Source organism: Pirellulales bacterium, assembly GCA_019636335.1.
GTDB lineage: Bacteria > Planctomycetota > Planctomycetia > Pirellulales > JAEUIK01 > JAHBXR01.
On record JAHBXR010000014.1, the window covers coordinates 76,547 to 91,027 of the forward strand.

At 63.4% G+C, this 14,481-nt stretch carries 13 protein-coding genes; 8 read left to right on the top strand and 5 right to left on the bottom strand.

The genetic code is table 11. From position 1 onward, the window contains the following. Positions 1–68 precede the first annotated feature (68 nt). A complete protein-coding gene (locus tag KF708_14910) occupies positions 69–1,535 on the bottom strand; it encodes a PQQ-like beta-propeller repeat protein (GenBank protein MBX3413978.1) in 1,467 nt (488 codons plus the stop codon). Between the two features lie 155 nt (positions 1,536–1,690). Between KF708_14910 and KF708_14915 the strand changes: the two genes are divergently transcribed. The 8 genes from KF708_14915 (at position 1,691) to KF708_14950 (ending at position 10,738) form a co-directional block, all read left to right on the top strand. Then, positions 1,691–2,170: an SRPBCC family protein gene (locus KF708_14915; GenBank protein ID MBX3413979.1), complete on the top strand. Its 480-nt coding sequence runs from the start codon at positions 1,691–1,693 to the stop codon at positions 2,168–2,170. 112 nt (positions 2,171–2,282) lie between these two features. Next, a complete protein-coding gene (locus tag KF708_14920; protein ID MBX3413980.1) occupies positions 2,283–3,278 on the top strand; it encodes a hypothetical protein in 996 nt (331 codons plus the stop codon). 77 nt (positions 3,279–3,355) lie between these two features. Next, the gene (locus tag KF708_14925) at positions 3,356–4,123 is read left to right on the top strand and encodes a hypothetical protein (GenBank protein MBX3413981.1); all 768 of its coding nucleotides are present in this window, start codon (positions 3,356–3,358) and stop codon (positions 4,121–4,123) included. 1 nt (position 4,124) lies between these two features. Next, positions 4,125–4,571 (top strand): DoxX family membrane protein, encoded by a 447-nt coding sequence (locus tag KF708_14930; GenBank protein MBX3413982.1) that lies wholly within the window; start codon positions 4,125–4,127, stop codon positions 4,569–4,571. A gap of 195 nt (positions 4,572–4,766) precedes the next feature. Beyond that, positions 4,767–5,771: a trypsin-like peptidase domain-containing protein gene (locus tag KF708_14935; GenBank protein MBX3413983.1), complete on the top strand. Its 1,005-nt coding sequence runs from the start codon at positions 4,767–4,769 to the stop codon at positions 5,769–5,771. Between the two features lie 406 nt (positions 5,772–6,177). Continuing rightward, a complete protein-coding gene (locus tag KF708_14940; protein ID MBX3413984.1) occupies positions 6,178–7,839 on the top strand; it encodes a TolC family protein in 1,662 nt (553 codons plus the stop codon). Beyond that, complete coding sequence (locus KF708_14945) at positions 7,836–9,176, top strand: biotin/lipoyl-binding protein (protein MBX3413985.1); 1,341 nt, start codon at positions 7,836–7,838, stop codon at positions 9,174–9,176. The genes KF708_14940 and KF708_14945 overlap by 4 nt, the downstream gene beginning before the upstream one ends. Further along, positions 9,173–10,738 (top strand): MFS transporter, encoded by a 1,566-nt coding sequence (locus tag KF708_14950; GenBank protein MBX3413986.1) that lies wholly within the window; start codon positions 9,173–9,175, stop codon positions 10,736–10,738. The genes KF708_14945 and KF708_14950 overlap by 4 nt, the downstream gene beginning before the upstream one ends. A 40-nt stretch (positions 10,739–10,778) precedes the next feature. Here KF708_14950 and KF708_14955 read toward each other — a convergent pair whose 3' ends face one another. The 4 genes from KF708_14955 to KF708_14970 all read right to left on the bottom strand — a co-directional run bounded on the left by KF708_14955 (position 10,779) and on the right by KF708_14970 (position 14,361). After that, positions 10,779–12,368, bottom strand: a complete 1,590-nt coding sequence (locus tag KF708_14955; protein MBX3413987.1) for a multicopper oxidase family protein — start codon at positions 12,366–12,368, stop codon at positions 10,779–10,781. Positions 12,369–12,388: 20 nt separating this feature from the next. Then, positions 12,389–13,243 (bottom strand): hypothetical protein, encoded by an 855-nt coding sequence (locus KF708_14960; GenBank protein ID MBX3413988.1) that lies wholly within the window; start codon positions 13,241–13,243, stop codon positions 12,389–12,391. A 199-nt stretch (positions 13,244–13,442) separates the two neighbouring features. Further along, positions 13,443–13,850 (bottom strand): hypothetical protein, encoded by a 408-nt coding sequence (locus tag KF708_14965; protein ID MBX3413989.1) that lies wholly within the window; start codon positions 13,848–13,850, stop codon positions 13,443–13,445. A gap of 118 nt (positions 13,851–13,968) precedes the next feature. Then, on the bottom strand, positions 13,969–14,361 hold the full coding sequence (locus KF708_14970) for a nuclear transport factor 2 family protein (GenBank protein MBX3413990.1): 393 nt from the start codon (positions 14,359–14,361) through the stop codon (positions 13,969–13,971). Between the last annotated feature and the right edge of the window lie 120 nt (positions 14,362–14,481).

Genomic DNA, 14,481 nt, shown 5'->3' on the forward strand with positions numbered 1-14,481 from the left:
TTGAGGATTCTATCGCTGCCAGCAATGCTGGCATTGCCGTCGGCAGGCGTGATGTTCGCCTCCGCGCATCACTCCGGCGCAATGCAGTACAGCCGGTTCACGCCGCGCAGCAGCAGGTGATTGCCGGAGACCGCCATCGACGACCAGAAACGATCGTCGAGCTTGTTCGTCGCAACGACCTCGAATTCGGGGCCGACCGGGATGACGAACGTTGTGCCCTCTTCGTCCAGACAGTAGATCTTGCCGTCGTAGCCCCAGGGCGAGGAGGTGAAGCCTTTGGCCCCGTCGATGCGTTTGCGGTAATGCTGCTGGCCGGTTTGCGCGTCGTAACAGGCGATGATGCCGCCTCCTTGGTCGAGAATGTAGAGGCAATCTTGATAGACGAGGGGGGACGCCATGGGCGGTCCGGAACGCTGCGCCATCCAGGCGACGAACTCTCCGGATGTCTGATCCTTCTCGAGCGTGAGGTCTCCTTTCGCTCCGGCGCGAATCGCTAGCAAGGGGCCGAGCCCCCCCGGTCCACCACCCACGCCAACGTAGAGCAACTCGTCGGTCGCCACGGGCGTGGCCGAGCACCGACCGCGCGCGTTGGTCGTTTCCCATAGCAGCTTGCCCGTCGCTGGATCATAGGCCCGCATCTTCTTCGATCCGGCCGCCACGAGCTCGGTACGTACCTTGTTGTGCCACACGAAGGGAGTGGCCCAGGTCGACTTTTCTTCGCGCGGCACGCGCCACAGTTCCGCTCCCGTCTTCGCGTCGAAGGCCGCGAGGAACGACTCCTTCTCATTGTCGCACTGCACGAAGAGACGGCCCTCGTCCAAGGCCGGCGAGCTTCCGGTGCCCCAACCCAGCATCATCGGGTAGCTGCCCAGGTTCTTGCTCCAGAGCAGGTTCCCCGCCAGGTCGTAACAGTACAGCCCTTCGGAGCCGAAATAGGCGTACACGCGTTCGCCATCGGTCACGGGCGTTTCCGAGGCATAGGTATTGGTGCGATGAATCGGAATGGTCGGCTTGCCTTCGTGCGCGAGCTGCTCCCATTGGACCTCGCCCGAGTTGGCGTCGAGACAGATCACCTTCCAGCGATAGCTGCGATCGGGCAATGCGCCACCAAACCCGCCACCGCCGCGACGTCGACGCGGCCGCTCATCTTCACCCTCGGCCGGATTCGATTCGTCGGGCTTGGCTTCGTCAGGCTTGGCTGTCTCGGACGAGGATTCCGGCGCCTTCGTCTTGTATTCGTCTTCTTGCTTATCCTCCACGGTCGGGCCACCCGTGAGATCGGCCTTCTCTTCCTCGGGAATCGCCGTGGTGATAAAGATTCGATCGCCCCACACCACGGGTTGCGACCAGGCCTGGCCGGGGATTTCGACCTGCCAGGCGATGTTCTTGTCCGGCGCCCAGGTGGTGGGCAAGCGCGATTCGCTGGGGATGCCAGTCCCTGCGGGCCCGCGAAATTGCGGCCAGTTTTCGCCTCGCGCTACGGAGGCCACGGAGAAGACGAGGCAAGCAAGACTGATCCACCTGGCCAGCGACATGTTCTTCTCTCCTCCGAAAATTGGCGAAAGCCGCGGTCGCGATCTACCGTTTCTGCTCGCAACGATTATCCTTGCGCCCCAGACGCGTGTCGAGGGCGATCCCGATACGCCAACCGTCATGCCGAGATGTCACTCCCCACTGCGAGCTTACGACCGTGTACGATCTGCAAGCCGATATCGAGATCGCGGCCTCGCCCGAGAAGGTTTTTCACCTCATCTCCGACCACGAAAGCTTTCTGGGGGACATCGGCGGCAGCGTCTGCCGGCTGACGCGTGAAGGCTCGCCCGACCGCAACGGGCTGGGGGCCGTGCGCGAGATCACCGCCGACGGCATGCGCTTCTGCGAGGAGATCACGGCCTTCGAACCCCCCCGCCGTTACTCGTACCGCATTACGGAGATCTTAGGAAAAAGCGGCAAGCCGCTCCCCTTCCGGCACGAAGGGGGCGAAATGGTGTTCGAGCCCGCGCCCGGGGGCACCCGGGTGCGTTGGCGCACCTCGTTTCGGGTGCCGATCCCTGTCCTGGGCTGGTTCGTCGAGCGAATTTTTGCTTCGAAGATGAAGCCGGCGTTTCGGCAGATGCTCGAACGGGCAAAATCCCGCGCGGAGTCCTCTCGAGCAAACGACTCAGGCTGAACTAGACTTGAGATGGCGACGGCCGTTCGGCCCCCTACCCTGCCGATGCCTCGCCAGACCGAAGGAGTCGTATGTGGCAGGCAGATCGACTTGGCAAGACATAGAATCGCGGGTGCATTCTCCTTCGCACGGCCTGCTGGCCGTGCTGGGGGCGCTCTTTTGCGGGGTGGGCGTGGTGACTTACTTTGTGGTCGCCCGACAGCTTCCCGTCGGCGAGTTCTCGGGTCTCTTGGCCCTGCTCGCGATCGGAGCCTTTGCCGTCGTCGGCGGATCGTTGCTCGCCTGGTCGATCAGGGCTTTCCTCGCACCGGCTCGCGTGCGGCATGCGGACGCGTCGTGCTTTCCCAAGATTCCCCAAGAGCCTGTCGCGTTTGAGGGGGCGATCGTGCATCATCGCGTGACGCACGAACTTGTCGCCGATGCAAGACAGTGGAACTTCGTTCCAAGCGAACGGAATTGGCGGCAAGATAAACATTTTCTGATCGGCTTCGGCGGCGGATTTCTCTTGTTGTGCGCCGGTACATGGAGTTGGATCTTTCATTCCCGCCTGCAAGTTGGTGGTTGGCCGGTCTCCATTCTGGCGGCGACTCTCATCACCGTCATGGTGGGGGGCACCGCGTTCTTCGTGATCGGACTGCTCATGCGGTCGGGCTATCAGCGGCTCTCCCGCCTCACGATCCCCATCGGTGGCGGTGACCTTGAATTGAACGCTCCCATTCCACCGCAACAAGACGACACAGAACTACTGGCCGGATTGCAATGGGTCTTCCTGGGAAAATCGGATCGTCGTCAGCTCAAGATCCCTCGCAGTCTAGTCCAGGGCGTCCAGATCTGTCCCTGGAAAGTAGTCGTCGTTGGTACGAATGAGCGCACGGTCACCTGGGCCGTACAGGGTCTGCTCGTCTTGGCGACGCCCGAGGAAGACAATGTTCTGCGCCTTCCACTTCTGCTGACGGGAGACTTTGCCGGCGGCGCACGACTCATGCGCCGGCTGGCGGAGGTCCTCGAAGTCCCTTATCTTTTCCACGCAGATGCCGCGGGCTGGCGCCAAGAAGCCGATCGCGCCAAGCGGCGGCAACCGTTGCGGACGGGTGGAATGATGGGGTGACCGGCCCCTAGCGTCGGTGGAACACCCCGTTCTCTGTGGTTCGGCAATAGTAGCCACGAATTCGGGGACGCCAGACGATGAACTCTCGGCTCTTTTTGTTCCTGCTGCTGGGCATCACCTCCTCGGCCTACGCCGACGACGTGGTCGAAAAAATCACCGCTGCCCGGCAGGCAGCCACCGCGGGCGATCTCGACCGAGCGCTCGAGTTGCTCGACCCGCTCCTCGAACTCGATCCCGTGGGGGATGAGAATATTGTCCGAGCCCGCCGTGCCGCGGCCAATCTGTTGCACCTGCGTGGGAGCGAGCGCTTTCGAGAGGCGAAGATCCAAGAGGCCATCACCGACTATGATCGCGAGATCGAATTGGTGCCGGAGCTCGCGCCAGGGCACTGGCAGCGTGGCATCGCTTACTACTATGCCGAGGCGTACCAGAAGGGAGTCGACCAGTTTGCGCTGCACCAGACGGTGAATCCGCAGGATGTGGAGAACGCGGTGTGGCACTTCCTCTGCGCCGTCCGCGCGCCCGACGGATCGGTTGCCAAGGCGCGCGAGCATCTGATCCCTATCACCGAGGATCCGCGCGTCCCGATGCACGAGATCCATCGGCTTTTCGCCGGCGAGGCCACGCCCGCCGACGTGAGCAAGGCGGCGGAAGGCGCCGGCACGCGCGCCAGATTCTATGCGGACCTCTATCTGGGGCTGTACTACGAAGTCCTGGGTAAGGACGCTGAATCGCTGTGCCACATCGAAGCCGCGGCGAAGAGTCCCGCCGCCGAAGGCTCGAACATGGGGGACATTGCCCGCGTGCATTACCAGCTACGAACCAAAGCTACGAAGAAGCCCTGAGATGAACGACACACCCCTGCCCCTCCGCCAGCCGGACCTCTATCTGCTGCACCCGGCGATCGGCCTGCTGGGGCGTCTCTGCTTCACGCTCATTTTTTTCCTCTCGGGCATTACCCATTTCACGCGCATGGGCTTCTACGTGGCCATCATGCCCGAGTCGATTCCGCTGCGCGAGTTTTGGGTCATTGTCTCCGGAGTGGTCGAATTGGCCGGCGCCATTCTCATCTTGCTGAATCGTGCGCCGCGCCTGGGGGGCTGGCTGATCGTCCTCTTTCTCGTGCCGGTGACGATCGTCGTTCACGGGGCTGGCATCGTGCAGGCGGCCGACGAGCGCATGGCCGATATTCAGACCTCGTTTTTCCTGAAGGGGATCACGATGACCGGCGCGGCGCTGCTTATCACGCAGCTTGGAGTCGGCGGTCGATCGACCCACGACACATCCGCCTAGCGCGCGGTTCGCGCACGCGGCGTGGCAGACTGTCGCGCCGCGGCAAAATGTGCCCATCTCTCGTTGAGCGCATCGCTTAGAGCGATGCTCCTTTGCCGCGCAGACAGGTGGCTTTCCTCACGCCGTACAATCCCGGTGTCCAGCGCGCGGGTTCCAGCGCCGCTCGCGCCGTAGACAAGCAACGGAGAGAGAACCATGTCCGACCATATCCTGCACCATCAGTTTCTTTCGAGTGGAGCGGGCGAGACGACGCCGCAACGCCCCGATCGCGATCCCGTTCGTGCCGAGTCTCACGATGCCGAGTTGCTCGACGCCTATTCGCGTGCGGTGATCGGCGTGGTCGAGGCGGTCAGCCCCGCCGTCATCTCCGTCACGGGAGGTCGCGGCAACGGCGGTGGACTGGGTTCCGGCTTCATTATCACGCCCGACGGCTACGCCGTGACGAACAGCCACGTCGTGGGCGGTCAGTCGAGCCTTTCGTCCGAAACGAGCGACGGCGACCGCATTCATGCGGACGTGATCGGCGACGACCCGGCCACCGATCTCGCGTTGCTGCGGCTCGCCGCGCGCGATCTGCCCTATGCCAGCCTGGGCGAGTCCGCGTCGTTGCGCGTCGGGCAACTGGTGATTGCGATGGGAAGCCCCCTCGGTCTGCAATCGACCGTCTCGACCGGCGTGGTCAGCGCCGTGGGACGCAGCATGCGCTCGCAAGGGGGCCGGCTGATCGAGAACGTGATTCAGCACGCCGCGCCGATCAATCCCGGCAACTCGGGCGGGCCGCTGGTCGATTCGCGCGGACACGTCGTGGGCGTGAACACGGCGATCATCGCCTTCGCGCAGGGGCTCGGCTTCGCGATTCCCAGCAGCACCGTGCAATGGGTCACCACCGAATTGCTGGCGCACCGCCAGGTGCGGCGTCGGCAGCTTGGCATCGTGGCGTCTACTGTCAGCGTGCCGCGGCATCTGATCCGTCAGTTCGATCTGCTTTCCGATCAAGCAGTCGGTGTCGTCGAAGTCGCCGAAGGAAGCATTGCCGAACGCTCGGGACTCCGCGCCGGAGACCTGCTCGTCGAAATCAACGGCCGCATCACGACGGGCGTGGACGATGTCCACCGCGTTCTCTCGCAACTCGGCCACGACGCCGAGCTCGAAGCCGCCGTGGTGCGAGAGGAACGACGATTGACGCTGGTCCTACGATAGTACGTGGTGACAATCCAGTAGTGGGTGGCACTGACGATTCTCCGGAGCAGACGAGTTCTTGCTGAGCCACGAACGCGGAGAATCGTCCGTGTCGCGCAGCGACGAGAGGTGTGGTGCTGGCTTTCGCCTGCTATACATTTTCAACGTCGAACGGGTCCTCTTGTTGCTGCGCAACACCGACGAAGTTGCGACTGGCGTGGCCACTTCCTGGCGAGTCGTTCCCGCAACTTCGTCGTTGCTACCCGGCCCTTTTCGAGTTGCTGTAACTTCCGGTCTCTCTTGACCCTCTGGCAAAACTCACCTATACGGCCGCTGGTCAACAATGGGTCGCACTGCGCGCCGAGGTCGGTGTGCCACGCGGCCTTTGCAGGCCTCCCATCTTGCCAGTTCCGGCGGTGTTTTTCGCATGTCCACACGCGGGCGCCACATCATTGCGCGCGTTGCCAGCGCGGCTTGCTTGCTGCTTGTCGCGCTGGGCGTGTCGGGCTGCGCCGAGATTCCCGCCGGCATCGACAGCTCGCTCCACAACCGCATTACGGTGCCTCCCGCGCGGCTGTTGGCCGATGAACTAGACGCCGCCAAACCCGAGGCGATTCCCCCGGGCAAGGCGACTTCTGCGCCCGGCGGCTCGTCGCTTCCTGCACCAAATCAGACAACAGCGCCACTGCCAGAGCCGAATTCATCCGCTTCGGCAAGTAGACCACTCTCCGGTGCAACAGCGAGTGCGATTCCAGAGCATCTGCTGCCGGCTCCGGCATCCGAGCCCGTGGTGTTGCCGGCGCCGGCCGGGCCACTCACGCTCGAGATGGCGATCGACCTGGCCACGCAGTACAGCCCGCGTCTGGGCGTGATGCGCGCACGCATCGCCGCGGCCGAGGGAGGTCGCGAGGTGGCGATGGCCGATTTCTTTCCCGAGGCGATGGGCACGCTGCGCCACATCGAAGGTGATCCTGGCTCGCACCCCTTCGTGCTGCCGACGATGACGACCGAGGTCGGTGGCTTTGCGCCGAGCGGCGCCTCGGACCGTTTCGATCGCGCGGAGCTGGGCGTGCAGTGGATTTTGTACGACTTTGGCCGCACGAGCGGGCGCGTGGGTCAAGCGCGCACCGCAGTCGAGATCGCAAGGCTCCAGCTCGATCGCGCCCGCGAGAGCGTCACGTTCGATGTGACCAAGGCCTACTTCTCCGTCTTGCAGGCGCAGGCCAATACACGGATTGCCGAAGAAGGGGTCGCCCTGGCCAGTTCGACGTTGCGCGACGCCCGCAATTACTTCCGCCGCGGCGCGATGATCCGCAACGACGTGCTCCGGGCCGACGTGTTGTTGGCCGAGATGCAATTGAATCTCGTCCGCGCACAGACCGAGCGCGGCGCCGCGGTGGCCGCGCTCAACCAGGCCATCGGCACGAATGTCAGTTGTCCGACGACCGTGGTGGATCGCACGGAAGAGCCGGCCTTTCGCCTACCGTTGGCCGATTGCCTGCAATTGGCGGCCGACAATCGCGACGAGTTTCGCGTGGCGATCAACGAGATCCGCGGCACGAACTACGGCATCGGCGTGGCAAAGGCGGAGTTCATGCCGCGCATTCTCGTCGGGGGGGTGGCTTTGCAGCAGGATGCCGATGGCTTGCCGCACGACAAAACGTCTGCCATCGGCGGCGTGAGTCTCGAGCTGGCCCTCTTCGAAGGGGGCCGCCGCATCGGCAAACTGCGCACGGCCCAGGCCGAAATGCGCGGAGCAATCGCCCTGGGACGCGAGATCTGCGACCGCATTGCCTATGAGGTGAATCTGGCCTATCTCGCCATTCAGGACGCGCGACAACGCGTCGAGCTGAGCCGTACGACCGTCGCGCAGGCCAGCGAGAACCTGCGCGTCGTGCAGCGACTGCTCGAGCATGGCGACGCCACGCCGACGGAGCTCGTGGATGCCGTGCTGACCATGACTCGGGCCAAACAGAACTATGCCACGGCCCTGTACGACTACCAGACGAGTCTTGCCCGGCTGGCGTTCGCCACGGGTTTGCCGAATACGCCGGGACTCTCCGCCTCTCTATTTGCATCCAGCCCATGAATACGAACAACAACGTCCGCGAGCGAATCGCTTCGATCTGGCGCCGGCACAAGGTATCGCTGGCCGTGTCGGCTTGTGCGCTCGTTGCGGTGGTGGCGCTGTTCCCCTGGATCGTGCATCGCTACACGCATTCGATTACCAAGGATGCCTTCATCGAATCGCATTTGATTAACCTGGCGCCGCAGGTGAGTGGCACGGTGGTTGAAGTCTTTGTGCAGGAACAGGACGTCGTGAAGCAAGGACAACTACTGGCGCGGATCGATCCGTCGACCTACGAGCGCGAGGTGCAATTGAATCAGGCGCGGCTCGCTTCGGCCGTGGCGGCGTTCGAAAAAGCCCAGGTCGACCTGACCCTGCTCATCGAAGAAGTGCCGCAGCGCATCGTGATTGCCGAGCGTAAGCTGGCGGCGGCGCGCAATGCCGTGGCCGAGGCGGTCGAACAGTTGGCCCGAGTCACGCGCAACACGAGCGATGGGGTCGTGGCGGCCGGCGGCGGCGTCGAGGCGGCGCGCGCCGCGTACGTGCTCGGCAAGGAAGACTACGATCGCTACGCGGCGCTGTTCCAAGAGGGGACGGTTTCCGAACGGCGCTATCAGGAGGCGACAAAAGTCTTCCACGCGTCGCAGGCCGAGCTGCGCGCCGCCGAGGCCCGGCTCGGTCAGGCCGAGGCCGAGCGTCGGCAAGTCGCCATCGCCGAACAGGCGCTGCAGGCCGCGCGGCATGTGGCCGAAGAGGCCCAGGCCGGCGTCGAACTGGCCAGGCTGGGCAATGTCGCCATCGAAGCGCGTCGCAAGGAAGTCACCGAACGTGAGACGGCCGTCGTCGAGGCACGCCGCGCGCTGGAGCTGGCCGAGACCAACCTGGGCTACACCCGCATCACGGCCCCCTATAACGGCGTGATCGCCCGCAAGTGGCGTCATCTGGGCGATTATGCCCACACGGGCGACCCCGTCTTCAGCATGTACAACCCCGAGCTGCTGTATGTGACCGTGCAACTCGAGGAGACGCTGCTCGAAGGCGTAGCGCCAGGCAATTTTGCCGACCTGCACGTCGATGCCTACGATCGGCCCTTCCGCGGACGCGTGTTGTGGATCGGCTCGGCGACCAGCGCGAACTTTTCGCTCATTCCGCGCGATATCTCCTCGGGCGAGTTCACCTACGTCGTGCAACGCGTGCCGACGCGCATCGCCATCGAGCGCGACGAGCGCTGGCATCTGTTGAAGCCGGGGCTGTCGGTCACCGTGGCTATCGAGCATGGCGAGGGAGATCCCGAGTGGGCTCGCCGCGCGCTCGAAGAAGAAGCTCGCATCGAGCAATTGGGCAAACCGACTCCATGACGCACAGCCGCCTCGCCCGCGATCTGTTCGCCACATTCGTCAGCCAATGGCGTGTGATGGTCGCAGTGTTGCCCGGCGTGGTGCTGGCGCTCATGCAGTCGACGGCCCTCGATTTGCCAATGGCGAACGTCGTCGATGCCCTCGACAGCGATCATTATCGCATGCAGTGGATCATGGGCGCGTATGTGTTAGGAGGCGCCCTGGGCATGGCTTTCACCAGCTTTTGTGGGCGGCGCCTGGGCTTGAAGCGGGCCTACATGGCGGGGCTCATGCTCTTCTCCACCGCGTCGGGCCTGGCGGGCGTGGCGCAGGACGTCGTCGCGATGACTCCTTGCCGTTTCGCACAGGGATTTGGCATGGGGCTCACCATCGCCAGCGCGATGGTCCTGATCTGGCGCGCCTTCCCCATTCATAAAGAACTCGCCATGGCCATCTATGGCATGGCGATCTATCTGCCCTCGATTCTTGGTGCGTCGCTGGGGGGACTGGCCACGGAGGGACTGTCGTGGCGACTCATCTTCCTGGCGAATCCGCCCCTCGGGGCGCTGCTGCTGATCGTGGCCTGGCGCTGTTTGCCCTACGAAACGGTGGAAGGTACCGGCGGTGCTCGTTTCGATTGGATCGGCGTCGCCCTGCTCGCGGCCTCGGTAGTAACGATCAACGTCGTCCTCGACATGGGGCAGTATTGGGGTTGGTTCAGCTCGCGTTTCTTTGCCCCCTGGTTCGTCGCGGCGCTGGCCGCCTGGGCGGCATTCTTCATCTGGGGATTTTCCGCCCCGCGGCCCCTCATCAATCTGCGCACCCTTTCCATGCGCCGCTTTGGGCTGGGGCTGGGGATCAAGGTGGCCTACAGCATCAATCTGTACGTAGTCCTCTCACTGCTGGCCAACTACATGATCAATCTGCGCGGTTACCAATGGTGGCAGGGAGCACTCGTGATCCTGGCGGCGCTCTTCACCATGATGGCCGCCCTGCTCTTGGGCGTCCGCATCGGCACCGACCGTAATCGAAGGTTCCGCATGTTCGCCGGGCTGGCGATCATGGCCCTGGCCACCTGGCAACTCGGCGCCGTCGACGTCTACACGGCCAAGACGCTGCAGGCCATGCTGCTGGCCGGGTGGGGCGTGGGGGCGGGACTGGTCTGTGGGCCCGCCCTGCTGACTACCTTCGAGGGAATGTCGAACGAACAGACGCTCGACACGGCGGGCGTTTTCAATATCGCCCGATCGCTGCCGGCCTTTGTGGTGGGCGCCCTGCTCGTGACGCTGCTCGCGCGTCACACCGACGAGAACTTCGACTGGCTGCGCCAGAACATTCGCCATAACCGGCCGATCGTGGCAGACGCGCTCCGCGATGGCACTGCCCACATGGTCGCGCAGGGAAGTCCGCACACCGTGGCGACCAAACAGGCGGACGCGATGCTTGGCAAGTGGGTCGAAGCGAACGCGCACGCCTATGCGTTTCAAGATGCGTTTCGTTGGCTCGCGCTGGCGCCGTGCGTGGGCCTGTTCTTCGTGCTTGTTGTGCCGATTGGACAGGCAGCGCCAATGCGCGACGAATGATCGTCGCCGTAGTCGACAGCCTGGAATTGCCCGTTCGAAGTCAGGCAATCTCGATGACGCGCGCCATGCCTGTCGCGAGATGCCATTCGATGTGGCAATGGAAGAACCAGTGGCCGGGATTGATCGCCTGCCACTCGATGGCGAGCGAGCTCTTGGCCGGTACGTTCACGGTGTCTTTCTGCGGCGGATCGACGAGATTCATCGCCGCCGGATCGCCGAGCACGTAGAAGTAGTGGCCGTGCAAATGGAAGGGGTGGTCCATGTTCGTGGGGTTCACGAGCACGAACCGCACGTGCTCGTCCTGCGCCAACTTGATCGGCTCGGCCTGGGGATACATCTCGCCGTTGATATTCCACCTGTAGGGCTGCATGCTGCCGCCGAGTTCCAGCTTGAACTCGCGCGGATTTTCAGCCAGCGTGACGGACTCGGGCGAACGCATGGCCTGGGGCATGAGCATCATCTCGCCGAACTTCGCCGGGCTCGGTTCGAGCGCGTCCGCCGAGTCGCCCGGGTATTGCAGCACGGCGAGCCCCTCTTGGCCCGCCAGCGTCGCCGCGCGGATCCAATGCGCTCCGCTCTGATCTGCCTTCAACAAGACGTCGTAGCGCTCGCCGATGTTGATGACGAGGTTGTCGACTTCGACCGGCGCCATCGGGGCGCCGTCGGTGGCAAAGGCCGTGAGCTTGTGCCCGTCGACCTGGAAGCGAAACGCATAGGTGCTCGAGGCATTGATGAGCCGCAGTCGCAAGGTCTCGCCCGGCTTCACTTCGATCGTGGTCCGCGGCGCTTGCGAAGCGGCGTTGAAACGCCCGCGTCCGTTGAACAAGGCGGACTCGAACGGCACGTCGCCAAGATCGGCGCCGGCGGCCATGCCTTCCATCGCAGGCATCTTCTTCTCTTCGACGGCGCCGTCCGACGGAGCTTCCGTGTTGGCAGCAGGCTTTTCTTCGTTCTCCGTGGCGACGGGCTTCTCCATCTTGCCGGCCATTTTCATGCCGCTTCCCGCGATGAGCCCGGCGAGCAACTCTTCGCACGATTCGAGGAACCAGTCGTTGATGAGCAGGATCTCCTCGCGATCGTACTTCGCGGGGGGCGTTTCTTCGTCGACGATCAGCGGGCCGTAGAGCCCATCGCCATACTGCACGCCGACGTGCGAGTGGTACCAGTGCGTGCCGGCGGGCGTGGCCGTGAACTCATAGGTGAATTCGCTTCCCGCTTCGATCGGCGGGCGCGAGACGCCGTCGACGCCGTCCATCTGCCAGGTGCCCGGCTGGTGCATTCCGTGCCAATGCACCGATGTGGGCGCCGCCAGATCGTTGACGACCTTCACGCGCAGCGTTTCGCCCAATTTGGCGCGAATCACAGGCCCCGGATACTGATCGTTGTAGCAACTGATCTCGCGCGGACGTCCATCGGGCGACGCCTTGCGGCTTCCCGCGCGCAGCGCGTACGAGGCCGCGGTCGCAGCGCCGGCCTCGCCACTTGCTGGCTGCGTCTTGCTCGGCGCGCAGCCCGAGAGAATGGAAATCATCGGCACCGCCGATGTCGTGGCGAGTGCCGTCGCCTGGAGAAATTGACGCCGCGACGGGATCGGCACTTGTGGCTCTGGCCTACGTGTCGGACGTGTCATGATGCTACTCCGTAGGCGCGCTAGCGAGGGACGAAAAACATGCCAGGGTTTACCGCAGGTGGATCGACATACAGCCGTGGTCGCTCGGTAAAGTTTTCGTCCTGTTTCATTTGCTCGAGCGTTTCGTTGTCGATCTCGGTCGTGGTCACCTGAACCGAGTCGAGCGTGCCGTCTGCCTTATAGGTCCGTACGACGTTCTTCGTGGGGGCATGCGGCTTGCCCGTTGCCAGGTCGATGACGGTCATGGTGAACAAGGATAACCCATCCATGCCGTCGGGCGTAACCCAGACGAACGTATCACCACAATTGCCCACATAGCAAGCGTCGCAGGGCACTTCTTCCTGGCACCCCACGCCATACCAGCCCAGCGGAAGAATGCACTCCAGCCGATCCTGCTCGCCGAGATAGAACCGCTCGATCAGATTCCGGCACGGAATGCAGTCCGAGATTTGTCCTCCCTGCATGACGACCAGTTGAAACGCACAGCGAATGCGGCGCAGGTTGTCGATGTCGGTGACCGGTGCGAGCGACCAGTTCTCGGTGATGTTGCGCGACGTGTTGGGGCTGAAGAGCAGGCTCAAGATCGGCAGCCCCGCCCCCATCTGCTGCGCCGCCTGCAAGGTGGGGGCATAGGTGGCGCTCCCTTGGAAGCCCTTCTGATCGGCCACGTTGACGGTGCCTGCATTCACGATGGCAATCGAGGGCATCGCCGCCGGGTTGCTCTCGAACCGCGCCAGGTTGTCGAGCACTTGCTGGTAATTGAGATCCGCCAGCGTGGCAGTCGTCTGCAACGTATTGTCGCGCAGGCTGAGATGCGTCCGGCAGCCTGTGGCTGCCAGCGTGAGCATCAATAGCAGTGCTAGACGTGCTCGCATCTCGTGCCTCGTGCCGGCGAATCGTTCGCGCGGGCGCGCATTTTCCGCCCTTGGGTGCGCACCCGAACGAGTTTATCGGTCGGCCTGATGGGGGAGTTTAGGCAGAGACGCCAGGACGAGAGACTTGTGGTTGAGTGCCGCGAAAGGAATCGCTTGAACAATGATTCGCGGTGCTATCGACCACTGCTGCCATCGCGCGCTAGGAGTAGATCGTCAAATGCCAGCGTGTCCCTCGATCGATGGCACTTTGGAGCAAGCGTTCGAACGTTTCTAGATCCTCGCGAACAAGATCGTCGATGCTGCTGCCATCGTGCCGCACGTATTCCAGGAGAGCTCGAACCGTGGCAAGTCCAGCCGTAGGCTCATGCCAATGCTCGGGAAGTAGTTTTGATTCGTCATAGGAAGCGGGGTCGTCGGGATCGCCGTCGAGTAGCTCCACGATCATCTGATGCCGATCCATCGAGTAGAAGTGGTACAGATCGGGTACGTTCCATCGTTTGGCAACTTTGGCCAGAACATCGGCGGCGCGGGCAAGTGGCTTTCCAGCGATCTCCGCCAACCCATCGGGATTGCCATCCTCGAAAGTCGGATAGAATGCGACTCCCATCGGAGTTCCCTTTTCAAGTCTTCAGCGGTTTCACGCCCTCAGCGAATCGATCAGGATCTGTTGGGTTTCGGCTTGGGCCGCCACGCGTTGCTCGGCAGTCATCCGCACCTCGGTCGGTTCACGATTCGAGACAGTCGTAGTTCGTTTGCGCGATGATCCGCCCGTCGCGAAACGCCAGAAAGGTGGCAAAGTAGCCGCGCAGCTCGTCGCCGGCCTGCAACGGGCCGATCGAGATGGCGAGCTTGCCCGACCAACGAAACTCGACCGCCACGCGTTCTCCGGCGGCGACGAGGTTCACGATTTCATATCGTTGCGAGGCCATGACCTGCTGACCGCGCTCGGCGCTGGCGAGCAGTGCCGCGAGATCGCGCCGCGCCCCGCGCGGGTTCAGGCGGTTGGGAAACTCTTCCTGCACGACATCAGGGGCATAAAAGGGGGCCAGCGCCTCGCCGGTGGCGCCCGCTTCGAGCGCGGCGAAGTAGCGACGCGTGAGTTCCGGAAGATCGGACATCTACTTGCTCCGGTAAGCCAGTCGTGGCGTGCCGACAGTATAACCGGATCGTCCAGGCACCCAGCAGCCTGTTGAAAAAAGCCTTCGTGGCATTTTTCAACCTCGCCAAGTGCGGAGCAA

Coding starts and splice junctions, on each gene's coding strand:
- KF708_14910 (MBX3413978.1), bottom strand. CDS start 1,535: ATGTCGCTGGCCAGGTGGATCAGTCTTGCTTGCCTCGTCTTCTCCGTG.
- KF708_14925 (MBX3413981.1), top strand. CDS start 3,356: ATGAACTCTCGGCTCTTTTTGTTCCTGCTGCTGGGCATCACCTCCTCG.
- KF708_14930 (MBX3413982.1), top strand. CDS start 4,125: ATGAACGACACACCCCTGCCCCTCCGCCAGCCGGACCTCTATCTGCTG.
- KF708_14935 (MBX3413983.1), top strand. CDS start 4,767: ATGTCCGACCATATCCTGCACCATCAGTTTCTTTCGAGTGGAGCGGGC.
- KF708_14940 (MBX3413984.1), top strand. CDS start 6,178: ATGTCCACACGCGGGCGCCACATCATTGCGCGCGTTGCCAGCGCGGCT.
- KF708_14945 (MBX3413985.1), top strand. CDS start 7,836: ATGAATACGAACAACAACGTCCGCGAGCGAATCGCTTCGATCTGGCGC.
- KF708_14950 (MBX3413986.1), top strand. CDS start 9,173: ATGACGCACAGCCGCCTCGCCCGCGATCTGTTCGCCACATTCGTCAGC.
- KF708_14955 (MBX3413987.1), bottom strand. CDS start 12,368: ATGACACGTCCGACACGTAGGCCAGAGCCACAAGTGCCGATCCCGTCG.
- KF708_14960 (MBX3413988.1), bottom strand. CDS start 13,243: ATGCGAGCACGTCTAGCACTGCTATTGATGCTCACGCTGGCAGCCACA.
- KF708_14965 (MBX3413989.1), bottom strand. CDS start 13,850: ATGGGAGTCGCATTCTATCCGACTTTCGAGGATGGCAATCCCGATGGG.
- KF708_14970 (MBX3413990.1), bottom strand. CDS start 14,361: ATGTCCGATCTTCCGGAACTCACGCGTCGCTACTTCGCCGCGCTCGAA.